Genomic DNA, 25112 nt, shown 5'->3' with positions numbered 1-25112 from the left:
CGCTAAGGTCACTCCGCCAGGGCGCCCACTCATCTGGAGCCCCGACCATCCCTCTAGTTGGGATCGATCTTCCCCAGTCTGAGATACCCCAGCATGATCAACACCAGCTCGGTGAAGTGGCGGGGTCGAAGCCCGTCCGACACCACCACTTCGCCGAGCCGGAGTCGATCAAGCAAGCAGCCAGCCGCAGGAGCCCGGCAGAGGACTGATCCGAGAACCGCCTGGGCATCGACTCCCCAATCGTGATCAACACCAGCTCGCCGAAGTGGCGGGGTCAAAGCCTGTCCGGAGCCACCACTTCGGTGAGCTGGAGTCGATCAAGCATCAGCTGCCCGCACGAGCGACGCGAAGCGCTGACCCCCCACCCGCCCGACCATCGCCCTCCCGGGCCGTGATCGACACCAGCTCGCCGAAGTGGCGGGGTCAGAGCCCGCCCGATACCACCACTTCGCCGAGCTGGAGTGGATCAAGGGGCAGCCAGCCGCACGAGCGCGACGAAGAGCTGACCCGACACCCGCCCCACCGTCAACCTCTCGGACCATGATCGACACCGGGTCGGCGAGGTGGCGGCATCGGAGGCATGCCGATACCACCACCTCGGCGTAATGGAGTCGATCAAGCCAGCCAGCCAGGGCGGGTAGGCGAGCCAGGTCGGGGCGGGGCGGGCTAGAGGCTGCGGGCCAGGCGGTCGGCCAGGATGCGGGTGAACCGGGCCGGGTCGGCCAGCTCGCCGCCCTCGGCCAGCAACGCCATGCCGTACAGCAGCTCGGCGGTCTCGGTGAGCGCGGCGGTGTCGCCGCCCTCGCCGTGCGCCTTGCGCAGGCCGGTGACCAGCGGGTGGGCCGGGTTCAGCTCCAGGATCCGCTTGACCTGGGGCACCTCCTGGCCCATCGCCCGGTACATCTTCTCCAGCGTCGGCGTCATGTCGTGCGCGTCGCCCACCACGCAGGCCGGTGACGTGGTCAGCCGGGTGGACAGGCGTACCTCCTTGACGCTGTCGGCCAGCGCGCCGCCGAGGAACGTGAGCAGGTCGGCGTGCTCCTGCCGCTCGGCCTCGGCCTTCTCCTTCTCCTCCTCGGTCTCCAGGTCCACCTGGCCCTTGGCGACCGAGCGCAGCGTCTTGCCGTCGTACGCGCCGACGCGCTCGACCCACACCTCGTCCACCGGGTCGGTGAGGATCAGCACCTCGTAGCCCTTGGCGCGGAACGCCTCCAGGTGCGGCGAGTTCTCGATGGTGGCCCGGTTCTCGCCCGTGGCGTAGTAGATCTCGGTCTGGCCGTCCTTCATCCGCTCCACGTACGCGCGCAGCGTGGTCGGCTCGGCCGGGTCGTGGGTGCTCGCGGCGCGGACCAGTTCCAGCAGCGTCTCGGTGTTGTCCGGGTCCTCCAGCAGACCTTCCTTCACCACCGCGCCGAACTCGGTCCAGAACGTGCGGTACGACTCGGCGGACATGTCCTTGAGCGTGGCGAGGACCTTCTTGACCAGCCGGCGGCGCACCGCGCGGATCTGCCGGTCCTGCTGGAGGATCTCCCGGGAGATGTTCAGCGACAGGTCGTGCGCGTCCACCACGCCCTTGACGAAGCGCAGGTAGTTGGGCATCAGCGCGTCGCAGTCGTCCATGATGAACACGCGCTTGACGTAGAGCTGCACGCCGCGGCGGCCCTGCGGGGAGAACAGGTCGAGCGGGGCGTGCGAGGGCAGGAACAGCAGCGCCTCGTACTCGAAGGTGCCCTCGCCGCGCATGTGGATGGTTTCGAGCGGGTCGGCCCAGTCGTGTGCGACGTGCCGGTAGAACTCCTTGTACTCGGTCTCGTCGACCTCGTCCCGCGAACGCGCCCAGAGCGCCTTCATCGAGTTGAGCGTCTGCTCCTCGCGGGTGGTCTCGCCGTCCTCGCCGGGCTTGTCGACGGTCATCCGGATCGGCCACGAGATGAAGTCGGAGTAGCGCTTGACGATCTCGCGGATCGTCCACTCGGCCGTGTAGTCGTGCAGGTTGTCCTCGGTGTCGACGGGCTTGAGGTGCAGCGTGACCGAGGTGCCCTGCGGCGCGCCCTCGACCTCTTCGATCGAGTACGTGCCCTCGCCGGTGGACTCCCAGCGGGTGCCGCCGGGCTGTCCGGCGCGGCGGGTCAGCAGCGTCACCTTGTCGGCGACCATGAACGTGGCGTAGAAACCGACGCCGAACTGGCCGATCAGCTCCTGGGAGGCGGCGGCGTCGGAGGACTCGCGCAGCTTGCGCAGCAGCTCGGCGGTGCCGGACTTGGCGATGGTGCCGATCAGGCGGACCACCTCGTCTCGGCTCATGCCGATGCCGTTGTCCCGCACGGTGAGCGTACGGGCGTCCTTGTCGGCCTCGATCTCAATGTGCAGGTCGGAGGTGTCGGCCGACAGGTCCTTGTCGACCAGCGACTCCAGCCGCAGCTTGTCCAGCGCGTCGGACGCGTTCGAGATCAGTTCGCGCAGGAAGACGTCCTTGTTCGAGTAGATCGAGTGCACCATCAGCTGCAACAGCTGACGGGCCTCGGCCTGGAACTCCAACGTCTCGACCCCGTCGCTCACACCGACTCCCTTCCCTCTGGCTGGTCCTACGGCGGAAAGGATACGAGGGGTGACCGGGACGGCACGCACCGGCCGTCCCCGAATTCGACTGGTACAACCAGTTGACGGGTTGACGCGCTCGGGGCCACACTGCTGCGCATGACCTTCGATCCCGCGCCCCGCGTGTCGGTCTCCGACCACGTCTTCGGCCGACTCCGCGACGCGATCGTCTCCGGCCGGTACGCGCCGGACGAGACGCTGCCCGGGGAGCGGGAACTGGCCGGCGCGTTCGCCGTCAACCGGCACGCCGTCCGGGAGGCGCTGCGCCGCCTGCAACAGCTCGGCCTGGTCCGGGTCAGCCAGGGCGGCGCGACCCGGGTGCTCGACTGGCGGGTGCACGCCGGGCTGGACCTGGCGCTGTCCCTGGCGCGCTCCGCAGACGTACTCCCGGTGGAGACGCTGGTGCGCGACATGCTGGAGATGCGGGCCTGCGTCGGGATCGACGCGGCCCGGCTCTGCGCCGAACGCGGCGACGCGGCGGTCGTCGCCGCGCTGACCGCGGCCGCCGAGGAGTACGGCACGCTCGTCCCCGACCTGGACCTGATGAACGAGGCGAACATCGCCATCTGGCGGCTGATCGTGCGCGGCAGCGGCAACACCGCCTACCAGCTCGCGTTCAACAGCCTGGTGGCCGGCACGTTCGCGGTCGGCGACGTCCCCTCGGACGCCCGCGCGGCCGAACTGCTGGATGTCGCCGGGCACCGCCGCCTCGCCGCGTCGATCGCCTCCGGTCAGGGCGCGGCGGCCGCCCGGCACGCCCGGGCGCTGCTGACCGCGCCGGTCACCACCCCCACCACCCCCACCTCCGGAAGGGAAGCGCGCGCATGATCCCCGCCGTGCTGTACGCCGTCCCGGCGTTCCTGCTCCTGATCGTCATCGAGGCGGTCTCCTACCGCTTCCTGCCCGACGACGACGAACGCGGCTACGAGCTGCGCGACACCACCACCAGCCTGTCGATGGGGCTGGGGAGTCAGATCATCGGCTTCCCGTGGAAGCTGCTCACCGTCGGCCTGTTCGCGGCGCTGTGGACCGTCGCGCCGGTGCAGCTGTCCCCCGGCGACTGGTGGACCTGGGTGATCCTGTTCTTCGCCGACGATCTGGCCTACTACTGGTTCCACCGCTCGCACCACGAGGTACGCGTGCTCTGGGCGAGCCACGTGGTGCACCACTCCAGCGTCTACTACAACTTCTCGACGGCGCTGCGGCAGAGCTGGACGCCGATGACCTCGCTGCCGTTCTGGCTGGCGCTGGCGCTGCTCGGCATCCCGCCGTGGATGATCTTCCTCCAGCAGTCGGTCAGCCTGCTCTACCAGTTCTTCCTGCACACCGAGCGGATCAACGTGCTGCCCCGGCCGATCGAGTGGATCTTCAACACGCCGTCGCACCACCGGGTGCACCACGGCTCGAACACCGAGTACCTGGACCGCAACTACGGCGGCATCCTGATCATCTGGGACCGGCTGTTCGGCACGTTCGAGCCGGAGCGGGCCACCGCGCGCTACGGGCTGACCAAGAACATCGGCACCTACAACCCGCTGCGGGTGGCCACCCACGAGTTCGCCGCGATCTGGTCCGACGTACGCCGGGCCGACTGCTGGCGGCACCGCCTCGGGTACCTGTTCGGCCGCCCGGGTTGGCAGCCGGCCCGATGAGGCGCTCCTGGTTGCTGCCCCTGTTCGGGCTGGTCGCCGCCGTCGAACTGGTCGGGGTCGCGCTGGACTCCACGGTGCTCCAGTGGCTGGCCAAGCCGCTGCTGGCGCCGGTGCTGCTGGCGTACCTCTGGGCGTGCCGGCGCCGGTTCGACGCGGTGGCGGTCGGCCTGGTCGCCGCCACCGCCGGCGACGTCGCCCTGCTCCTGCCGGGCGACACCGCGTTCCTGGCCGGCATGGGGTTCTTCCTGGTCACCCAGATCGCGTTCATCACCGCGTTCGTCCGGCACCGGCGTGCGCCGGCCCTGGCGTGGGCCGGTTACCTGCTCGCCTGGGCCGGCGCGAACGCGCTGCTCTGGAGCATGCTCGGGCCGCTGCGGGTGCCGGTGCTCGGCTACAGCCTGGCGCTGTGCCTGATGGCCGCCGCCGCAACCGGGGTGTCGGCGCGGGTCGCCGCTGGCGGGGCGTCCTTCCTCGTCTCCGACCTGCTGATCGGCGTGGGCGCGGCCGGGATCGAGCTGCCCGGGCGGGGCCTGCTGGTGATGGTCACCTACTGCGCGGCGCTGCTGCTGATCACCACCGGCTGGGTGACCGCGACCCGCCCGGCAAGGGGCCCCGAGTCGCCGCCCGCGGGTACCCTGCTGGCGTGGCCAGGGAGAACGGGCGCAAGCTGATCGCCTCGAACAAGAAGGCACGGCACGACTACGACATCCTCAAGACGTACGAGGCGGGCATCGTGCTCGCCGGCACCGAGGTGAAGTCGCTGCGCGAAGGGCGGGTGTCGCTGGTCGACGCGTTCGCCCAGGAGCGCGACGGCGAGATCATGCTGTACGGCCTGCACATCGCCGAGTACGGCTTCGGCACCTGGACCAACCACGCGCCCCGGCGCACCCGCAAGCTGCTGCTGCACCGCGTGGAGATCGCCCGGATCCTGGAGAAGCTGCGCGACGGCGGCGTCACGCTGGTGCCGCTGTCGATGTACTTCTCCGACGGCTGGGCCAAGGTGGAGCTGGGCGTGGCCCGGGGCCGCCGGTCGTACGACAAGCGCCAGGCGCTGGCCGAGCGGGACGCCAAGCGGGAGATCGCCCGGGAGATGGGCCGCCGGCTCAAGGGCCGTACGGCGGCGCGGCGGGGCTGAGCGCGCCGTTTTCTGTCCCAGGCCGGTGGCAGGCTGGGCGCATGACCGACCTGACCTGGAACCCGCTGCTCCGCGAGCAGCTCACCTGGCACTGGAACTACCAGTTGCGGGACCGCCTCGCCGGTCTCACCGACGCCGAGTACCTCTGGGAGCCGGTCCCCGGCTGCTGGAGCGTGCGTCCGCGCGGCGACGGCGGCACCCCGGCGATCGACTTCGCGTTGCCGCAGCCGGACCCGCCGCCGTTCACCACGATCGCCTGGCGGCTGGCCCACGTCATCGTCGGCGTGCTGGCCATGCGCAACGCGTCGCACTTCGGCCGCGCGCCGACCGACTACGACTCGTTCCCCTACTCCCCGACCGCCGCCGGGGCGCTGGCGCAGCTCGACGAGGAGTACGCCGCCTGGACGGCAGGGGTCGAGGCGCTCGGCGAGGACGGCCTGGCGCGGCCGTGCGGCCCGGCCGAGGGGCCGTTCGCCGACGTCCCGATGGCCACGCTCGTGCTGCACATCAACCGGGAGGTGATCCACCACCTGTCCGAGGTGTGCCTGCTGCGCGACCTGTACCTGCACACGCCGGAGGGAGCGCGATAAATACAAGACTCCTTGTACATCATTCCTTGTCGGTCTAGCCTGGCGGCATGACGGACGAGACCGGCAACCGGCGTCTGAGCGACCCGCGGGCCATGCGGGCGCTGGCCCACCCCACCCGGCTGCGGCTGCTCGGCGAGCTGCGCCTGCGCGGCCCGCAGACGGTCGGCATGCTGAGCGAGCGGACCGGCGAGGCCGTCGGCTCGGTCAGCTACCACGTCGGCAAGCTCGCCGAGCACGGCTTCGTGACCGAGGCCCCCGACCTGGCCCGGGACCGGCGCGAGCGGTGGTGGCGGGCCGCGCACGCCACCACCGACTGGGATCCGCTCGAACTGCTCGACGACCCGGAGCGCCGGCTCGCCGGCAACCTGCTGCGCCGGGCCGCCATGCAGCGCTACGTGGACCGCTACCAGGCGTACCTGGAATCGGAGGCCGACCTCGACCCCGCCTGGGTCCGCGGCACCACGAGCAGCGACACCGTGCTGCGGCTGACCCCCGACGAACTGGTGGAGCTGCGGGAGGAGCTGTCCGAGCTGGGCCGGCGCTGGCGGGAACGCGGCGCCCCCGGCCGGCCCGGCGCGGAGATGGTCACGCTGATCTGGCAGGCGTACCGGGGGCCGCAGTGAACCACGACCGCCGGCCGCTGGCCGGACTGCTGATCGGGCACGCCGTCTCGCTGACCGGCAACGTGCTCACGCTCATCGCGCTGCCGCTGTACGTGCTTGCCGAGACCGGCTCACCGGCAGCGACCGGGCTGGCCGGGGCGTTCGCCACCGCGCCCGTGGTGCTCGGCGGCGCGTTCGGCGGCGTGCTCGTCGACCGGATCGGCTACCGGCGCTCCAGTGTGCTCGCCGACGTGGTCTCCGGCGTGACGATCGCCGCCGTACCCCTGTTGCACGCCACCGTCGGCCTGCCGTTCCCGGCGCTGCTGGCCCTGGTCTTCGTCAGCGGGCTGCTCGACACGCCCGGGCAGACCGCGCGCACCGCGTTGCTGCCGGAGGCCGCGGCGGCCGCCGGGGTGCCGATCGAGCGGGCGGCCGGGTGGGAGGACGCGACCTCGCGCGGCGCCCGCATGATCGGCGCGCCCGTGGCCGGCCTGCTGGTCGGTGTGTTCGGGGCGGTGCCGGTGCTGGCGCTGGACGCGGTGACGTTCGCCGTGTCGGCCCTCGTGGTGACGCTGCTGGTGCCGCGTGGCCTGCGGCCGGCCGACGACGGGAGCGAGCCGGAGACCGGCGGCTACTGGCGGCAGTTCGCCGCCGGGCTGCGCTTCCTGGTCCGCGAGCCGCTGCTGCGCGCCATGGTCCTGCTGGTGCTGGTGACCAACCTGTTCGACGCGGCGAAGAGCAACGTGCTGCTGCCGGTGGTCGCCGAACGGGAACTCGGCGGCCCGGCCGCGTTCGGCCTGCTGGTGGGCGTCATGGGCGGTGGGGCGCTGGTCGGCTCGCTGGTGTTCAGCGGGATCGGGCACCGGCTGCCCCGCCGGGCCACGTTCGTCACCGCGTACGTGCTGTGCGGCGCCCCACCACTGTGGGCGCTGGCCGCCGCGCCGCCGCTGCCGGTGGTGGCCGCCGTGGTGGCGGTGGCCGGGCTGGCCGCCGGCGCGCTCAACCCGCTGATGGGCGCTGTCCAGTTGGAGCGGGTGCCGCCGGCGATGCGGGCCCGGGTGTACGGCGTGATCGGCGCGGGCGCGTGGGCGGCCATGCCGGCCGGCGCGGTCGGCGCGGGATTCGCCGCGGACCGGTTCGGCCCCACGCCCACGCTCGTCGTGATGGGCGCCTGCTACCTGCTGGTCGTGCTGACGCCGCTGCTGGGCGGGCCGTGGCGGGACATGCGCCGGCCCCCGGTGGTGCGGCAGCGCGAGCCCGAACCGGCGCCGGAGCCGCAGCGGGAAGCGCTCTCTTGACATCGAGCAACTTCGTTCATACCTTCATCGAAGTCTATTTGTATGGTTTGTTTACCGTTGGGCGGGGCCGGCCGCCGTGACGGAAACGGCCACCACCCCCGCAGGAGGCGCCCCGTGCGCACTATCCGTACCCTCGCCGCGCTGGCGGTGACAGCGGTCGGCCTCACCGCCGCCCTCGCCGTCGTCCCCTACTCCCCCGCGATCGCCGCCCCCGGCACGGTCACCTGGTCCGACGACTTCAACGGCCCCGCCGGCGCCGCGCCCGACGCCAGCAAGTGGCGCTACGACATCGGTGGCGGCGGCTGGGGCAACAACGAGCTGCAGTACTACACCAACAGCACCCGCAACGCCGCGCTCGACGGCAACGGCAACCTGGTCATCACCGCCCGCCGGGAGAACCCGTCCGGCTACTCCTGCTGGTACGGAAGCTGCCAGTACACCTCGGCCCGGCTGCTCACAAACGGCACGTTCGCCCAGGCGTACGGGCGGTTCGAGGCGCGCATCAAGGTCCCGCGTGGCCAGGGGCTGTGGCCGGCGTTCTGGATGCTCGGCAACGACATCGGCACCAACCCGTGGCCCGGCAGCGGCGAGATCGACATCATGGAGAACGTCGGCTACGCGCCGTCGACCGTCTGGGGCACGCTGCACGGCCCCGGCTACTCCGGCGGCAACAGCGTCGGCGCGTCCACCTCGCTGCCCGGCGGGCAGGCGCTCGCCGACGCCTTCCACACCTTCACAGTGGACTGGGCGCCGGACTCGATCACCTGGTACCTCGACGGCGTGGCGTACTCCCGCAAGACACCCGCCGACCTGGGCGGCAACCGCTGGGTCTTCGACCACCCGTTCTTCATGATCATGAACGTGGCGGTCGGCGGCAACTGGCCCGGCTCGCCCGACGGCAACACCACGTTCCCGCAGACCATGACCATCGACTACGTCCGCGTCCAGGCCTGGGACAACGGCGGCGGAGGCACCGGCGGCCAGATCATCGGGTACGGCAACAAGTGCGTCGACGTGGCAAGCGCCAACACGGCAAATGGCACCCCCGTGCAGCTCTGGACCTGCAACGGCACCGCCGCCCAGCGCTGGAGCTGGAACGCCGACGGCTCGGTACGCGCGCTCGGCAAGTGCCTCGACGTGGCCGCCGGGTCCACGGCGAGCGGCGCCAAGGTGCAACTCTACGACTGCAACGGCACCGGCGCGCAGAAGTGGGTGTTCAGCGCGGCCGGCGACATCGTCAACCCTCAGGCGAACAAGTGCCTGGACGCCACCGGTGCCAGCTCGGCCGACGGCACCCGGCTACAGATCTGGGACTGCACCGGCGCCGCCAACCAGAAGTGGCGCCGCTGACCGGCGTCCCGCCCCGGGGCGGGCGGCGCAAACCGCCCGCCCCGGCGTAGCCCGCACCCGCGCCCCGCACCCGCACCCGCACCCGCACCCGCACCCGCACCCGCACCCGCACCCGCACCCGCGATCTTGCACTTTCGGCCCGAGTCGCGCCCCGAATGCCCCGTTCGCCCGGGCACAAAGTGCAAGATCGCGGGCCAGGCTGCGGCCGACCTCCGGACCGATCGGCCGCCATCGGCGGATCCGCGCCCCGCCTCACCGCCAACCCCAGCAGGCACGCGGCGCCCCCGGCCAGACCACCTGATGCGCCACGCCCCGGGCCACCTCCACATCCGGCCGCCCGCCCCAGCAGGGCGGCTTGTCCGGCAACCCACATCAGCCATGCGCGTTCCGGCTCCCGGGATGCGGCGTCCGCATCCCGGGAGCCGGGTAGATCTTGGTACGAAAGTGCCCCCATAGGGGCCGTTTCCTACCAAGATCTACGGGCTGCCTCAGGACGAGACGCCACAGTGGACCGGCACACCCCTCCGGAGGCGGGAACGGCGGCCCGCCCGGACTAGCCGCCTCCCGGTGACCCACGACGATGATCAAGGAGTTTGTGTCCGGATCGGACGCGGATCGGGACACAAACTCCTTGATCAACGGGGAGATTCGCCGGCGGGGTCAGAAGGGGGCGTCTACGGGTAGGCGGCGGACCTGAGTCAGGTACGGGTCCAGCTCGCCGACCTCGAAGCGGCATGTGCCGATGACGTGCCAGAACTGGCCGCCCGGGTCACCGTCCAGCTTGTACCGGCCGTCCGGACTCACCGCCGCCCACCCGTCCGGCAGCCCGATCAGCGTGGTCCGCAACTGGGCGTGCTCCGGGTCGGCCACGTCCCACAGCCGTACCGTGCCGTCGTCACCGGCGCTGGCGAGCAGGCTGCTGTCCGGGCTGAAGTGCACCGACCAGACCCGCCGGGTGTGCGCGGCCAGCGTGCCGTGCAGCCGGCCGGTGACCGGGTCCCACAGCCGGATCACCAGGTCGTCCCCGGCGGTGGCGAGCAGGTTGCCGTCGGGGCTGAACGCGCACGACCAGAGGCGGCCGTCGTGTTCGGTGAGCACGACACGCGGCTCGCCGGTGTGCACGTCCCAGATCACCGCGGTGCCGTCGTTGCCGGCGCTGGCGAGCAGCGTGCCCTCGCTGTTGAAGCCGACCGAGTAGACCCGGTCGGTGTGGTGTTCCAGCGTCATCCGGCAGGTGGCGGTGGCGGCGTCCCAGAGCCGTACCGTCTGGTCGTCGCAGCCGGTGGCGATGGTCTCGCCGTCCGGGCTGAACGCGACGGTGCGGACCCGCCCGCGGTGCGGGGTGAGCGTGGCGAAGTGCCGGCCGGTGCGGCGGTACCACAGGCGTACCGTGTCGTCGTCGTTCGCCGTGGCCAGCGCGTCGCCGTCGGGGCTGAACGCGACCGCCCAGACGTGGTCGGTGTCCACGTTGAGTTCCCGCTCGTCGGCGCCGGTGTCGGTGTTCCACAGGTGCACGCCGCCGTCGCCGCTGGGTGAGGCGACGAGCGACTCCTCGGGGCAGAACACCACCGACAGCAGCCGGTCGGCGGGGCTGGCGAGCTGCCGCAGCAGGCGGCCGGTACGCGGCTCCCAGAGCCGGATCACGCCGTCGTTGCCGCAGGCGGCGAGCACCTCACCGTCGTCGCGGAAGGACAGCGCGGTGACCCGGCGGCCGTGTCCGCGCAGCGTGTGCTGGAGCTGTCCGGAGCGTACGTCCCACAGCCGGGTGGTGCCGTCGTTGCTGCTGGTGGCCACCTGGTTCTGGTCGGGCCGCCAGACCACCGGCCACACCGAGCCGCGGTGCCGGGTCAGCTCGTGCCGGACCTGCCCGTCGTCGGTGTCCCAGAGCTGGATCGCGCCGTCGCTGGCGGCGGTGGCGAGCAGGCTGCCGTCGCCGTTGAACCGGACGCTGTAGATGGCGCCCCGCTGCCGCCCGAGCACCCGGACCGGCCGGCCCGTCTCGGTCTCCCACAGCCGCAGCGCGCCGTGCGTGTCGCCGGTGGCCATCAGCGTGCCGTCGGGGTGGATGTCGAGGGCGTACACGTCGGCTTCGTGGCCGCGCGGCGAGCGCAGCAGCTCGCCGTCGGCGGCCCGGCGGATCCAGACCCGGCCGTGCTGCCCGACCGCGGCGAGGAGCCGCCCGTCCGGTGTGTGCGCCACCCGGTAGACGACTTCCGGCTCGCGCACCTCGAAGGCGAGCCGGCCGGTGGGGATGTCCCAGCCGCGTACCGTGCCGGCGCTGTCGGCCACCACGACCCTCCGGCCGTCGGGGCTGAACGAGGTGCCCCAGATCGGCGCGGCGTGGCCGGGCCACTCGTGGCGCAGCCGGGCGGTGCGGGTGTCGTACAGCCGGACCACGCCGGCCGCGTCGCCGACCACCAGCCGGCCCCGGCGGCCGTCGGTGAGCAGCGGCCAGACCCAGCCGGCGAAGACGTCCTCGATGACGTGCCGCACGTCGCCGTGGTCGGCGTCCCACAGCCGTACGGTGAGGTCGGCCGCGCCGGTGACGAGCTGGTGGGAGGCGGCGTCGTAGCGGACCGCGTACACCCGGGACCGGTGTCCCTGGAGCGTGCGTACCGGCAGCCCGGTGGCGGTGTCGCAGAGCAGCACGCCGCCGTCGTCGCTGCCGACGGCAAGCACCGCGCCGTCCGGGCTGTACGCCACCGGCACCGGCAGCCGGCCCACCTCGAAGCCGTAGCCGACGCCGACGGCGGGCGGGGCCAGGCCGGGCGCGACCGGACGGCCCGGCGCGACGACGGCGCCACGCAGCTCCGGGGCGCGCAGCAACGCCGCGTCGGCGCTGACGTCGATGAGCGCGGTGCGGTGCCAGCTGCTGCCGGCCACGCGCGCGCCGCGCAGGTCGGTACGGAACAGCCGCGCCCCGGCCAGCTCCGCGTCGCGCAGGTCCGCCCCGGCGAGGCGGGCCTGATCCAGGCGGGCGCCGCGCAGCCGGGCGTGTTCCAGCCGCGCCTCGGTCAGGTTGGTGGCGACCAGCCGCGCGTCGGTGAGGTCGGCGCCGGTCAGGTCGGCCCCGGCGAGTTCGCGGTGCGACAGGTCCTCGCCGCGCAGCACCGCGCCGCGCAGGTCGGCCCGGTCGGGCAGGCGCAACCGGGCGGACAGCCGCAGCGCGTTGGCGCGCAGCGTCTCCCCCGCCGACTCGTCGCCGAGCACCCGCGCGGTCCAGGCGGTGCAGCGGGCCGGGTCGGCGAGGTCGCCGAGGAACTCCACGGCGAGCGCGGACAGCGACCGCACCGCCAGCGCGGCCGGCTCCTCGCCGCGGTTGAGCTGCTCGGCGACGCCCTCGGCGACGAGCCATTCCATGACGGAGGTGTGGATGAACCCGAACAGCCCGTCGTCGGTGCGGACGAGCAGGCTGCCGGCGCCGACGGCGTGCGCCGCCTGCGGGCCGGACAGCCGCGAGTCGGCCCGCCCGGCGAGCTGGCCGGTGGACTCGGCCAGCTCGGCCAGCCGCAGGTACGCCTCGCCGCCCTCCCACAGCTGGAACGCCAGCCGGCTCACCGCCTGCCACAGCTCGGGCCGGCGCAGGCTGACCGGCGCGCCGGGGATGCCCTGGGTGCGGCGTTCCTCGAAGTCCAGCCAGGACTCCAGGATCTCCCGGTAGAGCGCGGCGGCGCTGAACGTGCCGCCCGCGCCGGCGACGGCGGCGAGCCGTCCCTCGTCGAGGTTGGCGATGAAGCCGAGCATGCGCGGGTTGCGGGAGAGCCCGAGCAGGTCCTTCACGCCGGCGAGCAGGTCCATCCGTTCGCGGGCGGCCCGCTCGTCGCCGCCGTACCGGTTGCGCAGGAACGCCTCGATCTGACCGGGGGTGAAGTCCTCCACGGCGAGCACGCGCCGGTGCGGCAGCAGGCCGACCCGCTCGCCGAGCGCGGTCAGCACCTGGGAGTTGGTCTTGAAGTGCTGGGTCCGGCTGCTCACCACGATCTTCGCGTTGCCCTCGGCGGCCTGGAGCAGCGTCTCCAGGTGGTCGGCGGCCCGGTCGTAGGTGACCCGGGCGACCAGCTCGTCGAAGCCGTCGAAGAGCAGCACGATGCGGCCCTGGCGCAGCATGTAGCGGAACGCCTTGAGGTCGATGACCTGCTCGCCGTGGTTGGCCAGGTGCGCGGCGACCAGGCCGTCGACGGAGTGCGCCTTGTCCAGCGCGCGCAGCTCGACCAGGATCGGGATCAGGTCGGGCGCGGCGGTGGGCAGCCGCCGGGCCACCTCGCGCAGCGCGAACGTCTTGCCGCGGCCGAAGTCGCCGAGCACCAGCACGAACCGGCCGTCCGGCGCGGAGACGGTCTCCAGCAGCTCGTCCACCACGTCGTCGCGTACGCGCTGGTCGGCGCCGACGAGGTGGCGGTAGCGCTGCGGCACGTACTGCCCGGGCGGGTAGAGCCGGTCGGCCTGCAGGCGGGCGGTCTGCGCGGCGACGTACTCGCGCAGGTCGAGCAGGCCCTGGAACTCGGTCAGGTGCAGCACGCGGACGCCCCGGCGCTGCGCCTCCTCGGCCAGCCCGCGCGGCACCCGGTCACCGTCGTAGACCAGCTCGGAGGCGATGTCCGGGTCGGTGGCGTGCACCCGGCGGGCGAAGACGTCCACGTCGGCGGCGGTGGGGGTGCCCACGTGCGCGCCGACGCGCTGCTGACGGACCACACCGTCGGAGCGGTAGCTGATGTACAGGTGCGGCGGGTCGGTGTCGACGCGGCGCACCACCACCCGGTCGTAGCGGGCCTCGCAGACCTCGGCGAGCCGGTCCAGCAGACGCTGCACCGGGGCGACCGGCGCGGCGGCGCTCCCGGCGGCCCCGCCCTGGGTGGGCCCCTCGGCGGCGACCGGGCGGCGCGGGTCGGGCACCTGGGCCGGGCCGGCCGCGCCGAAGGTGGCCTCGGCGTGCGGCCAGTTCACCGCCGTCACCGCCCCGGAGTCGAGGCGGTCGTCGCGGCCGAGCACCCAGCGGGTCATGCCGTCACCGCCGAGCCGCAGCACCTGCGCCCGGCCGTCGCGGGGGGCGGCGGCCAGCGGCACCACCGGGTCCACCCGCGCCGACGGCGCGGCGTCGGAGAGCAGCAGGTTGAGCATCGGGCCGACCAGCCGGTTGACCGCGCCGCGGTCGCGCAGCGACACCGGGTCCGGCGGCACCTCGTCGGCGTACGGGCTGCGCGCCCCGGGCGCGTGCGCCATCGCGCCCAGCCGCAGCCAGCCGGACTGCTGGTAGTGGCGCAGCCGCTGGGCGAACCAGCTGGACTGCGCCTCGCCGAGGAAGCCGTACCGGTCCTCCTCGCGGTGGGTGATGGCGATTGTGGAGTTCAGTCCGGCCACCACCACCCGCAGGTCCGGCACCGGGAACAGCGTCCAGGGCTGCTCGCTGTCGAAGATCCGGTCGTCGAGGCCCTGGTAGAGGTCGTCGAACAGGCGCGCGTAGTGCCGCCACTTCGGCCAGTACGGCGGCTGCGGGTCGACGTCGTCGGCCTCGCAGGTCGCGAAGTACGCGCGGCAGGCCGCCATCGTCACGTCCCGCGGACCGGGCACCACGACGAGGCGGTGCGGCTCCAGCCCGAGCAGCACCCGCAGGCCGGTGAGGAAGCTCAGCGCGTCGGAGAACTCGCGCGGGCTGCCCGACTCGGTCAGGTTGCCGGCGACGACGAGCAGGTCCGGCCGGGGCACCCCGTCGTTCATCAGCAGCGTGAGGTCGCCCATCAGGTGTTCCTGCACCTCGCCGGGGGTGACCGGCGCGCCGGGGGTGATCACGCCCCGGCCGAAGCGCGGCCCGGCGACCTGGAGCACGGTGACGGTGTCCCGGGCGGTCGGTGGCGCCACGGCGGCCGGCGGGAACGGCGGCGGGTTGATCGGGGTACGCCGGGCGCGGCGGGGCGCGGGCGCTCCGGCGGCCGGCGCGGCGAGCACCCCGTGCGGGTCGGCCGGGTGGTGCGGGAACGCCGGCTGCCGCATCGGTTTGGCCCGGCCGTCGAGCGCCTCCCGGATCCGGTCGAGCACCCGGTTGCGGGCCTGCGCCGGGTCGTCCACACCGACCAGGTCCACATAGGTGATGGTGGCGAGCAGCCCGTCGATCGGGCAGTCCTCGACGCGTACCGTGACGAGCTTGTTGCCGGTGCCGTCGGGGTCGGCGCGCAGCGCGGCCTGCCACTCCAGCTTGCCGTAGGTGGAGTGCAGGTAGCGTTCGGACAGCACCGCCACCACCACCTCGGCCTCACGGACGCCACGGTCCATGAAGTCGATGAAGTTGGTGCCGGCCACGAAGTCCCACGCCTGCAGCAGCGTGCGGTAACCGGCCGCCTCGAACTCCCACGCCAGCCACGTCGCCCAGCGTTCGTCGGCCGGGGAGTAACTGATGAAGAAGTCGATGGGGCGGTCGGACCGGGTGGGGTGCGCGCCTACAGCCACATGGTCATTATGGCCACCGACGGTCAACAGATCGACACCCTCGGCAGCCCGGATCGCGACCGCGTCGGGCTCCTGCGCCCGCGCGGGCGTGTGCGAGGATCGTCACTCGTGGAGACCCCCGGCGATCCGCCGAACGCCGTGCCCGACCGATCCCGCTGGGGCCGTCTGCACGTGCTGGACTGGATCGCGATCGGGCTGGCCGCGGTCGGGCTGGTGTGCGTGCTCACCGGGCTGCTGCCCCGCGCCGACGCCGAAGGCACGATGCGCCGGATCATCCCCATCCTGATCTTCCTCGGCACGGTGGTGGTGCTGGCCGAGCTGACCGCTGTGGCCGGGGTGTTCGACGCGCTCGCGACCCGGGTCGCGGTGACCGCGCGGGGCAGCTTCTGGGCCCTGTTCTGGCTCTGCGTCGGCTTCGCCTCGGTGACCACTATCGCGCTCAACCTGGACACCACCGCGGTGCTGCTCACGCCGGTGATGATCGCGCTGGCCCGGGCGCTGAACGTGCCGCCGACGCCGCTGGCGATGACCACCGTGTGGCTGGCGAACACGGCCAGCCTGCTGCTGCCGGTGTCCAACCTGACGAACATCCTGGCCAGCGACCGGGTCGACCTGGACCCGGTGCCCTGGGCGGCCCGGATGTGGTGGCCGCAGCTCGTCGCCGTCGCGGTGACCGCGCTGCTGCTGTGGTGGTGGTACTGGCGTCCGGCGCGCGCCGGGGCCGACCCGTTCGACCCGCCGCCGCCGTACGTGCCGCCGGACCGGGTGCTCTACCGCACCGCGCTCGCCGCCTGCCTGCTGTTCGTCGCCGGGATCCTGGCCGGGGTGGAGATCGGCATCGCCTCCGGGGTGGCCGCCGCGATCCTGGTCGTCGGCTTCGCGGTGCGGGCCCGGCACCGGCTGCGGCTCGCGCTGGTGCCGTGGCGGCTGCTGGTGTTCGTGACCGGGCTGTTCCTGGTGGTGCAGACCATCGGCCGGTACGGCCTGGACACCGTGATGGGCACGCTCATCGGCACCGACCCGGGCGCGGAGGGCGCGCTGCGGGCGGGCGCGGTCGGCGCGCTGTTCAGCAACGTGGTGAACAACCTGCCCGCGTACCTGGCCGGCGAGGCGGTGATCGCGGCCGACCGGCACACCCAGTTGCTGGCGCTGCTGATCGGCACGAACGTGGGTCCGCTGGCCACGCCGTGGGCGTCGCTGGCGACACTGATCTGGTACGAGCGGTGCCGCGCTGCCGGGGTGGCCGTGCCGCTGGGCCGGTTCGTGGCCACCAGCGCCGCGCTGGCCGTGCTGGCCACCACCGCCACCGTCACGGCGCTTCTTGTCGGTCCCGGCGCCTAGCATCGCGCCCATGAGCAACCCGCCCGAGATCGTCCGCCGCTACTTCGCGCTCGCCGGCCAGGCCGACAAGGAGCCCTACCTCGCGCTGTTCGCCGACGACGCGGTGGTCGAGGACGAGGGCCGCACCCACCGCGGGATCGAGGAGATCCGCGCCTGGCGCAGCGGCACGCCGCTGGTGTCGTACGAGATCACCGACGTCGAGCAGACGCCGGCCGGGACTGTGGTGACGGCGACGATCAGCGGCGACTTCCCCGGCAGCCCGTTCGCGGGGCTGCGGTTCCGGTTCGAGGAGTACGACGACACCCACATCCGCCGGCTGCGCATCGCCCCCTGAGCCGGGGGCGGGAAAACCGCTACGGCCCGGCGTGGGCACTGACTACCGTGCCCGCATGACCGCCGAGCCCACCCTGCACTTCTGCACCGACCCGGACGAGTTCCTCGCCGCCGCCGAGGCGTACCTGGCCGCCGACCCGGTGATCAACACCGTCGTCGCCAGCGTCACGCGCCGGATGGCGGCCCGCCGCGCCGAGGGCGTGGCGCTGCCCGAGGACGACTGGTGGCTGGTGGTGCGCGACGGCTCCGGGGCGGTGGTGGGTGCCGCGATGCGTACCGCGCCGTTCCCGCCGCGACCGCCGTTCCTGCTGCCGATGCCGCCGGAGGCCGCCGTGGCGCTGGCGCGGGCGTGGCACCGGCGCGGCGAACGGGTCCGCGCGGTCAACGGCGCGCTGCCCGCCGCGCGCGCCTGCGCCGACGAGGTCGTACGCCTCGACGGCGGCCGGGTCGAGGTCGCCCAGCACACCCGGCTGCACGTGCTGGACCATCTGGCGCCACCGGCTCCGGTGCCCGGCGCGCTGCGGGCCGCCGGGCCGGACGAGGTCGACCTGGTGGCCGCGTGGTTCGGCGCGTTCATGTCCGACGCCGACGAGCAGGCGGGCCGCCCGCCCGGCACCAGCGCGCACGAGACGCCCGACCGCGCCGAGTTGCTGCGCCGCATCCGGGACGGGCGGGTCTGGTTCTGGACCGACGGGTCGGGCGTCCCGGTGCACCTGACCGCGGCCAACCCGCCGTCGTTCGGCGTGGCCCGCGTCGGTCCGGTCTACACGCCGCCCGAGCAGCGCGGACGCGGCTGGGCCGGCAACGCGGTCGCCGAGGTGTCCCGGCTGCTCACCGCCGAGGGCGCGCGGGTGTGCCTGTTCACCGACCAGGCCAACCCGGTGTCGAACCGGCTCTACGCCGGGCTGGGTTTCCGGCCGGTGGTCGACATGGCCAACCTGGTGCTGCCCGACTGAGCCGACCTGGTGCTGGCCGGCTGACGCGGCTCCGGGTCAGCCGGCGTGATCGAGCGCGGTCAGCCGGCGAGACCGAGCATCGGTCAGCCGGTGAGGCCGAGCGCGGCGAGCCGGCGCGGGTCGGCGATCACGTCCACGGCGGCGACGCGTCCGCCGCTGACGGTGAACGCCATCACCGACAGCGGGCGGCCCTCGGCGCTCACCAGCACCCCGGCGGCGCCGTTGACGAGCACCGGCCGGGCGTGCGGGAACAGCCGGCCGAACGTGGTGGCCTGCGCCGCCACCGTCGTCGCGCCGGTGAGCACGACCGTGTGCCGGGCGCGGGCGCCGCCGGCGTCGGAACGCAGCACCACGTCCGGGTGCAGCACCGCGATCAGCGCGTCGAGGTCGCCGTCGCGGGCGGCGGCGAGGAAGGCGTCCACAACCGCCCGCTGCCGGGTCAGGTCGGGGTCGGGGGTGGGCGCCTGTCCGCGTACCCGGCGTCGGGCCCGGCTGGCGAGCTGCCGGGCCGCCGCCGGTGAGCGGTCGACGAGCGGGCCGATCTCGTCGAACGGCACGCCGAACATGTCGTGCAGCACGAACGCGAGCCGCTCGGCCGGGGTCAGCGTGTCCAGCACCACCAACAGCGCCAGCCCGACCGAGTCGGCGAGCACCGCGGCTTGGGCCGGGTCGTCGGCGCCGGTGTCCACCACCGGGTCGGGCAGGCGTACGTCGAGGGGGTCCTCCCGGCGGGCGGCGCGGGACCGCAGCGTGTTGAGGCTGACCCGGGCGACCACAGTGGTGAGCCAGGCGTCCAGGTTGTCCACGCCGGCCGGGTCGGTGCGGGCCAGCCGCAGCCAGGTTTCCTGCACGGCGTCCTCGGCGTCGGTGAGCGAGCCGAGCAGCCGGTACGCCACCGCGCGCAGCCGGGGCCGCTCCCGCTCGAACCGTTCCGGCAGCCCGCTGTCCATCACCTGAGCCTCCTCTCCCGCACGTCGTCCCGACCCGCCACGGCCCGCGGATGTGACCGGAGGTGACCGCTGTCACATCTGTCACGTCGGCGGGCCGCAGCGGGTCGACGTGGCAGCACAGGCGACGGAAGGCGAGACGATGAACCCACAGATCCTGGTCACCGGCGGCACCGGCACGATCGGCCGGCACGTCGTACCGCTGCTGCGCGCCGCCGGGCACCCGGTGCGGGTGCTCAGCCGGCGTGGCGGGCGGTCCGCCGATGGCGTCACCCATGTGACCGCCGACCTGCTCAGCGGCGCGGACCTCGACGCCGCCCTGCGCGGGGTGTCCACGGTGCTGCACCTGGCCGGCGGTGCGAAGGGCGACGACCGTGCCGCCGCCCACCTGGTCCGGGCCGCGCGCCGGGCCGGCGTGACGCACCTGGCGCACATCTCGGTGACCGGCGCCGACCGGGTGCCGCTGGCCTGGATGCGGTCCAAGCTCGACGCCGAACGCGCGGTGACCGGCTCCGGCATTCCGTGGACGGTGCTGCGCGCCGCGCAGGTCCACGATCTGGTGCTGTCCATGCTGGCGGCGCTGACGCGGCTGCCGGTGGCGCCGGTGCCGGGCGGGCTGCGGTTGGAGCCGGTCGACGCCGCCGAGGTGGCGGCGCGGCTGGCCGAGTTGACGCTGGGCGCGCCCGCCGGGCTGGTGCCGGACCTGGCCGGGCCGCACACGTACGGCATCGGTGAGCTGCTGACCGGCTATCTGGCGGCCACCGGGAAGCGCCGGGCGCGGCTGCCGGTCCGCATCCCCGGGCGGGCCGGGCGGGCGTACCGTCAGGGCGCGAACCTGGCCCGGCCGGGCGCCGCGAGGAGCGTGCGGACCTGGGCGGACTTCCTGGCCGACCGGACGTCGGCGCGGCCGGTCGCCTGACCGGGTCAGGCGTCGGCGGCGCGCGTCGGCGGGTGGAACTGCTCGAACATGACCTCGTAGCCGTCCGGGTCGAGCCCGTAGAAGATCCGCGCCCAGCCCACGTCCTCGGGCTCCAGCGTGATCGGCAGCCCCTCGTCGCGCCACAGCGCGTACGTGGCGTCCAGGTCCGTCGTGGGCACGGTGAGTACGACACCGAGCCCGGGCGGCCCGGCCTTGACGTCGCGTTCCCGCTGCGCGTTGTGGTGGCCGTGGCGGTGCAGGTCGGACAGGATCAGCCAGGTGTGGCCGAAGGTCAGGTAGCGCAGGTTCGTCTGCTCGGCGTTCGGGATCTCCTTGAAGCCGAGTAGCCGGTAGAGCCGGTGGGAGCGGTCCAGGTCGCGGACCCGGAGCCCGAGCTTGAGCTGTCTGGCGGCCATCCGGCCGAGGCTAGCGGATCGCGCCTCACCAGCCGACCGAGCCGAGGCTGACCGGGGTGAGGCGGCGCACCTGCGGCTCGATCCACTGTGCCGCGGTGACGAGCTTGACCAGCCGGTCGATGGTCTCCGGCGGCCCGGCCACGAAACTGCGCCGGTCCGCCGGGCAGCCGTACCTGTCGTCGAACGTGCCGCCGTCGAGCGCGCGTATCGCCATGCCGGCCTCGACGGCGAGCAGCATCCCGGCGGGCAGGTCGACCGCCTCGGGCCGGTAGCCGACGATGCCGTCGATGTCGCCGCGGGCCAGCATCACCCAGGACAGCAGCGGTGCCCACAGTTGCAGCACCCGGCGGGCGGTCGTGTCGAGCACCACCTTCAGCGCCCGGGCGGTGCTGTCGTCCCGGCGTACCTCGTGCCCCTGGGTCCAGGCCAGCACCGGCGCGGCCGGCACCGGGCGGTGGGCGGGGCGCAGCGGCCGCCCGGCCGCGCCGGAGGTGTGCACGAACGCGCCCCGGCCCCGCACCGCCGACCAGGTACGGCCGGTGACCGGGTCGTGGACCACGCCGAGCACCGGCGAGCCGTTGTCACACAGGGCGATCCCGACCACGTACGCGGGCAGCCCGATCGCCACGTTGTTGGTGCCGTCGAGCGGGTCGACCAGCCACGCGAAGGCGGTGTCCGGTGCGTACTCGCCGCCTTCCTCGGCGATCACGCCGTGCTCCGGCCAGCGGGCTCGGATCCGGTCGACGATCAGCCGCTCGGCGGCCAGGTCGAGGTCGGTGACCAGGTCGCCGCTGTCGTTCTTGGCGCGGGCGTGCACGTCCCCCCGGGTGCCCCGGCGCAGCAGCCGGCCCGCCGCCTGGGCGGCCTCCACCGCGAACCGGTGCGCCTCGCGCAGGTCGGGCCCGCCTCTGCTCGGCTCCACGTCCATGGCTCCTCCAGCCAGTCAGCCCCGTGCCACCAGTCGCGCGATCGCCCGCGCCATCCGCGCGGTCTCCGCCGCGTCGCATCGGTCCCGGCGTACCCGGTGGCTGCGCCCGTCCACCGCGCCGAGGCTCAGGTCGCACGCGCCGGGAGTGGTCCGGCCGAGCGCCACTGTCACCGCCGGCTCGCCGGCGTCGACCTCCGAGGTGTGGAAGCCGCCGGCGCGCAACGCGTACGAGTCGCCGGCCGAGTGCGTCTCCACAGTGGCGGTCATCGCGGTGACCAGCCGGTCGGTGGCGGCCATCTCGTCCACCTCGCCGAGGCTGCGCACCTCGTAGACCCGCCAGGACGGGTCGGCGGCCGCGTCGTCGACCTCGATCAGCTCGTTGCGGACGGTGCCGTGCAGCACGTGGCTGAGCAGGTCCCAGCTGTGCGAGTGCATGGTGGAGGTGGTCGGGCGCACCGGCGGCGGGTCGGCGGGCCAGGCGTGCACGCAGACGCCGTCGGGGCCGTCGCGTTCGACCGGCAGGCAGGTGAAGCCGAGCGGGTGCCGGACCGCGCGCAGCGACCGCCGCCCCTCGGCGACGTCGTCGAGCACGTCCAGCACCCAGCCGCGGAGGAGCTCCGGCCGGGTGCCCCGGTCGATCTCCCGTTCGAGGTCGGCGTAACTGGTCATGAGTACGGATTCCTCGCCTGGACGGCTTTGCCGATGATGTCGGCCACCTCGCGGTCGCCGAAGGACCGGGGCAGCGTCAGGCCGAGCGCGGCGAACAACCGCCGTACCTGCTCGACCGACGGCTCGTCGTCGAGCTTGACCTGGGCCGCGGCCTCGATCGGCACGCGCCGGCTCTGCCGCCGGCTGTAGTCCAGCTCGATGTTGAAGCGGTTGTAGTAGACCTCGCCGCGGTCGATGCGCAGCGCGGGCGTCTGCGGATTCTCCTGGGTGATGACGACGCAGGAGGAGGAGAGGTCGTAGCGGAACGTGGTCATCTGCGCGGAGAGCCGGACGTCGACGGTGAGCAGGCCGGAGCGTTGCAGGTGCCAGCAGGCGGCCAGCACCGTCGCGTACGACTCCTTGCGGGTGCGGTCGACGGTCCACGGCTCGCCCGGCGCGTCCGGGTCGAGGCTGCGCCGGAACCGCGCGTACCGCTCGCAGACCTCCTCGTCGGTCGGGTCGATGATCTCGATCGCGACGGTGAGCGTGGCGTTGCGCCGCCGGGCGTGTTCCAGGCAGTCCGGCAGCGTGACCGCGCGCAGGAAGGTGCCGGTGCCGCCCTTGAAGCTCCACTGGTCGGTGTGCCGCCGCGCGTCGGCGAGCGCCTGCCCGACCTCGCTGCCGTGCAGGACCCGCACCATGGACACGCTGTCGATGGCCTCGCGGGCCCGGTTCAGCGCGCCTTCCGGGCCGGTGATCTCCTGCATCTGCGGCACCAGGTCGGTCAGCCGGTCGCGGGTGTCCGAGATGACCTGGCGGACCTCCCGCTCGGTGGTGCGCCGGCGCAGCCGGTCGCGCAGCATCGCCTGTGCGAGCAGACCCAGGACCAGCAGGATCGCGCTGTTGACGACCTCCTGGTCGACCGCGTTTGTCAGGCCGAGCACGGACACCGTGAGCGCCAGCACCAGGCCGATGAACGCGTCGAGATTGGTCACGACCCAGGCGAGCAGGCGCGTCATGACATCCCCCGGTCGACGACGGAACCTCCATGATAGCCCGCTGTCAATGTCGCCATCACACCCTGTTTCCGGCCGGCGACGGCCCGCCCTGCCGGCGGGCGGCGCAGATCAGCGAGCCGCCGAGCCCGGGCGCGGCGCGGGCCAGCCGGCGCGAGGCCACCCACCGCCCGCCGGGCAGCCGCCAGCCGACCTCGTTGGAGCGCAGGGCCACCGGCGTGAACCCGGCCCGCCGCAGCGTCCGGCGCAGCAGCGAGGCGGTGAACGGGCGGATGTGCAGCCACAGATAGGGGTGCAGCGGGTCCACCTGGCGCGGCGCCCGGCCGGCGAGGAACGCCAGCCGGTCCTGCACCGGCGCCAGGTTCGGGGTGGTGAGCACCAGCAGCCCGTCCGCCGCCAGCACCCGGTGACACTCCCGCAGCAGCGCCAGGGGGTCGTACACGTGCTCGATCAGCTCCCCGGCGAGCAGCCCGGCGAAGCTGCCGGCGCGGAACGGCAGCCCGCGGGTGGCGTCCAGGCAGACCGGCAGCGCCCGGCCGCCGGTGACCGCGCGGGCCGTGCCCAGCGCTGCCTCGGCCATGTCGGCGAGCACGAGCGGGCCGGGCAGCGCCGCCGGGTCGAGCATGCCGCGCGGCCCGCAGCCCAGTTCCAGCACCGGCCCGCCGCCGGTCACCCCCTCGGCCATCAGCCGGGCCGCGACGGCGCGGCGCACCCGGTGGTACGGGTCGTCGACGTACCCGTCGACCTCCGCGCCGTCGTGGTACCGGCGGTGGTTGGCCTGCCGGCCGTGCGCCAGCGCGCGGTGCGACGACGTTCCGGTCGGCGGCTCGGCCATCATCCCTCCACAGCGGACACTGGCCCCGTCGGCGGCGTCCGCACCAAGCCTCGCACCGGTCACGCCCGGCGGCGCGCACATCCGCACCGCCGGGCGTGGGCCGGGCGTCAGAGCGCGCGCGCCCAGTCCAGCCGGGTGCTGTCGTCGTACTCGTCGCCGGGGATCCACCACTGCTCGCCGAAGCCGCTGGTGGACACGATGATGTTGCCGCCGTCGGGGTACTCGTTCTCCGGCGGGATCGACAGCGCGGCGCAGTAGCGGCCGTCCGGGGAGAACACCGGCGACAGGTAGAACCGGGGTTCGTCGGTGAGCTTCTTCAGCCCGGTCCCGTTGATCCGCACCGACGCGAGCGACTGGTTGAGCGTTTCCAGGTCCGGATACCAGCGGTCGGTGCAGAACACCACGCGCCCGGAGTCCGGCATGAAGACCGGCGAGCCGAACATCTCGCCCGGCGCCGGCGTGTAGATCGGCCGCACCGCGCCGGTCGCGAGTTCGAGCACGCGCAGCTGCGGGCCCTGCGAGCGGCTGCGCCACCGCACCACGATCATCGAGCCGTCCCGGGACCAGTCGGGGTCGGCCATGGGGTGCCCCTCGACCAGCACCCGGGTGCCTCCGGTGGCCACGTTCACCGCGATCAGCCGGTCGTTGTTCTCGCCGGTGACCAGCGCGATCTCGGTGCCGTCCGGCGACCAGGTCGGCGCGCCGTAATGGACGCCGAACGGGTCGGCGAGCAGCGTGCGCTTCTGGCCGGTGTTCCGGTCGTACACCGCGACGAACGGCTCCAGCGTGCCGTCGCCCGAGCGGCCCGTGTTGACCCAGGCCACGTACCGGCCGTCCGGCGAGGTCTTGGCGTGGTCCCCGTTCGGCAGCAGTTCCCGCGGCGTGGTGCGGCCCGGGTCGACCTGGAGCACGCCCCAGCCGACGCTGACCAGCCACGGCCCGTTGACCGCGTCGGCGGCGGGCGCGGCGGCCCCGGCGGTGGACGTGGCGGCCAGCCCGGTCGCGGCCGCGACCCCGGTCAGCGCGGCGGTACGCAGCAGGGCACGACGATTCATTGCGGTCATTCGGCAACCCCCGTGAGAGACGTGGCCCTCACCCTCGCGAGTG

The 25112-nt window shown here is 73.6% G+C and carries 21 protein-coding genes; 12 read left to right on the top strand and 9 right to left on the bottom strand.

Going from position 1 to position 25112, the window contains the following annotated elements; genetic code table 11:
• Positions 1 to 666: 666 nt before the first annotated feature.
• Positions 667 to 2499 (bottom strand): molecular chaperone HtpG, encoded by a 1833-nt coding sequence (gene htpG, locus ACSDG8_RS00490; protein ID WP_247678536.1) that lies wholly within the window; start codon positions 2497 to 2499, stop codon positions 667 to 669.
• Between the two features lie 198 nt (positions 2500 to 2697).
• Between htpG and ACSDG8_RS00485 the strand changes: the two genes are divergently transcribed.
• From ACSDG8_RS00485 to ACSDG8_RS00450, 8 genes are all read left to right on the top strand, one after another.
• The gene (locus tag ACSDG8_RS00485) at positions 2698 to 3426 is read left to right on the top strand and encodes a FadR/GntR family transcriptional regulator (RefSeq protein ID WP_210894610.1); all 729 of its coding nucleotides are present in this window, start codon (positions 2698 to 2700) and stop codon (positions 3424 to 3426) included.
• Positions 3423 to 4250, top strand: a complete 828-nt coding sequence (locus ACSDG8_RS00480) for a sterol desaturase family protein (RefSeq protein ID WP_210894612.1) — start codon at positions 3423 to 3425, stop codon at positions 4248 to 4250. The genes ACSDG8_RS00485 and ACSDG8_RS00480 overlap by 4 nt, the downstream gene beginning before the upstream one ends.
• Positions 4247 to 4921: a lysoplasmalogenase gene (locus tag ACSDG8_RS00475; protein WP_210894614.1), complete on the top strand. Its 675-nt coding sequence runs from the start codon at positions 4247 to 4249 to the stop codon at positions 4919 to 4921. The genes ACSDG8_RS00480 and ACSDG8_RS00475 overlap by 4 nt, the downstream gene beginning before the upstream one ends.
• Positions 4894 to 5385 carry an SsrA-binding protein SmpB gene (smpB, locus tag ACSDG8_RS00470; RefSeq protein ID WP_210894616.1) on the top strand — a complete coding sequence of 164 codons (492 nt, stop codon included), beginning with the start codon at positions 4894 to 4896 and terminating at the stop codon, positions 5383 to 5385. The genes ACSDG8_RS00475 and smpB overlap by 28 nt, the downstream gene beginning before the upstream one ends.
• A gap of 41 nt (positions 5386 to 5426) precedes the next feature.
• A complete protein-coding gene (locus ACSDG8_RS00465) occupies positions 5427 to 5975 on the top strand; it encodes a DinB family protein (RefSeq protein WP_210894618.1) in 549 nt (182 codons plus the stop codon).
• A 47-nt stretch (positions 5976 to 6022) separates the two neighbouring features.
• Positions 6023 to 6598 (top strand): helix-turn-helix domain-containing protein, encoded by a 576-nt coding sequence (locus ACSDG8_RS00460; RefSeq protein WP_210894620.1) that lies wholly within the window; start codon positions 6023 to 6025, stop codon positions 6596 to 6598.
• Positions 6595 to 7875 (top strand): MFS transporter, encoded by a 1281-nt coding sequence (locus ACSDG8_RS00455; protein ID WP_210894623.1) that lies wholly within the window; start codon positions 6595 to 6597, stop codon positions 7873 to 7875. Before ACSDG8_RS00460 ends, ACSDG8_RS00455 begins: the two co-directional genes overlap by 4 nt.
• Before the next feature lie 114 nt (positions 7876 to 7989).
• Positions 7990 to 9225 (top strand): glycoside hydrolase family 16 protein, encoded by a 1236-nt coding sequence (locus ACSDG8_RS00450; RefSeq protein ID WP_210894625.1) that lies wholly within the window; start codon positions 7990 to 7992, stop codon positions 9223 to 9225.
• 660 nt (positions 9226 to 9885) lie between these two features.
• On the opposite strand, the gene ACSDG8_RS00445 is transcribed toward ACSDG8_RS00450, so the two are convergent.
• Positions 9886 to 15666, bottom strand: coding sequence for a TIR domain-containing protein (locus ACSDG8_RS00445; protein WP_210894627.1), 5781 nt, complete (start codon positions 15664 to 15666; stop codon positions 9886 to 9888).
• Positions 15667 to 15774: 108 nt separating this feature from the next.
• On the opposite strand from ACSDG8_RS00445, the gene ACSDG8_RS00440 reads away from it, so the two are divergent.
• From ACSDG8_RS00440 to ACSDG8_RS00430, 3 genes are read left to right on the top strand one after another with little or no spacing between them, the layout of a single operon-like run.
• A complete protein-coding gene (locus ACSDG8_RS00440) occupies positions 15775 to 17007 on the top strand; it encodes an SLC13 family permease (protein ID WP_210894629.1) in 1233 nt (410 codons plus the stop codon).
• 10 nt (positions 17008 to 17017) lie between these two features.
• A complete protein-coding gene (locus ACSDG8_RS00435; RefSeq protein ID WP_210894632.1) occupies positions 17018 to 17341 on the top strand; it encodes a nuclear transport factor 2 family protein in 324 nt (107 codons plus the stop codon).
• A gap of 55 nt (positions 17342 to 17396) precedes the next feature.
• Complete coding sequence (locus ACSDG8_RS00430) at positions 17397 to 18296, top strand: GNAT family N-acetyltransferase (protein ID WP_210894634.1); 900 nt, start codon at positions 17397 to 17399, stop codon at positions 18294 to 18296.
• Positions 18297 to 18379: 83 nt separating this feature from the next.
• Here the strand turns inward: ACSDG8_RS00430 and sigJ are convergent, their stop codons facing one another.
• Positions 18380 to 19246, bottom strand: coding sequence for an RNA polymerase sigma factor SigJ (sigJ, locus tag ACSDG8_RS00425; protein WP_210894822.1), 867 nt, complete (start codon positions 19244 to 19246; stop codon positions 18380 to 18382).
• A gap of 139 nt (positions 19247 to 19385) precedes the next feature.
• On the opposite strand from sigJ, the gene ACSDG8_RS00420 reads away from it, so the two are divergent.
• On the top strand, positions 19386 to 20162 hold the full coding sequence (locus ACSDG8_RS00420) for an SDR family oxidoreductase (protein WP_210894636.1): 777 nt from the start codon (positions 19386 to 19388) through the stop codon (positions 20160 to 20162).
• A gap of 5 nt (positions 20163 to 20167) precedes the next feature.
• Here ACSDG8_RS00420 and ACSDG8_RS00415 read toward each other — a convergent pair whose 3' ends face one another.
• The 6 genes from ACSDG8_RS00415 to ACSDG8_RS00390 form a co-directional block, all read right to left on the bottom strand.
• Positions 20168 to 20578 carry a VOC family protein gene (locus tag ACSDG8_RS00415; protein ID WP_210894639.1) on the bottom strand — a complete coding sequence of 137 codons (411 nt, stop codon included), beginning with the start codon at positions 20576 to 20578 and terminating at the stop codon, positions 20168 to 20170.
• Between the two features lie 25 nt (positions 20579 to 20603).
• Positions 20604 to 21506 (bottom strand): inositol monophosphatase family protein, encoded by a 903-nt coding sequence (locus ACSDG8_RS00410; protein ID WP_439427503.1) that lies wholly within the window; start codon positions 21504 to 21506, stop codon positions 20604 to 20606.
• 15 nt (positions 21507 to 21521) lie between these two features.
• Positions 21522 to 22175, bottom strand: coding sequence for a hypothetical protein (locus ACSDG8_RS00405; protein WP_210894643.1), 654 nt, complete (start codon positions 22173 to 22175; stop codon positions 21522 to 21524).
• Entirely contained in the window at positions 22172 to 23173 is a 1002-nt protein-coding gene (locus ACSDG8_RS00400; protein ID WP_073828530.1) for a hypothetical protein, read from the bottom strand. Before ACSDG8_RS00400 ends, ACSDG8_RS00405 begins: the two co-directional genes overlap by 4 nt.
• Positions 23174 to 23228: 55 nt before the next feature.
• The gene (locus ACSDG8_RS00395) at positions 23229 to 24005 is read right to left on the bottom strand and encodes a methyltransferase domain-containing protein (protein WP_439427502.1); all 777 of its coding nucleotides are present in this window, start codon (positions 24003 to 24005) and stop codon (positions 23229 to 23231) included.
• Positions 24006 to 24112: 107 nt separating this feature from the next.
• Entirely contained in the window at positions 24113 to 25069 is a 957-nt protein-coding gene (locus ACSDG8_RS00390) for a TolB family protein (protein ID WP_210894646.1), read from the bottom strand.
• Positions 25070 to 25112: the final 43 nt, after the last annotated feature.

Origin of the sequence: Micromonospora sp. LA-10, from assembly GCF_051853095.1 — a bacterium.
GTDB lineage: Bacteria > Actinomycetota > Actinomycetes > Mycobacteriales > Micromonosporaceae > Micromonospora > Micromonospora echinospora_A.
The sequence above is the reverse complement of the archived record's forward strand: the minus strand, read 5'-3'. Positions and strand labels throughout refer to the sequence as shown.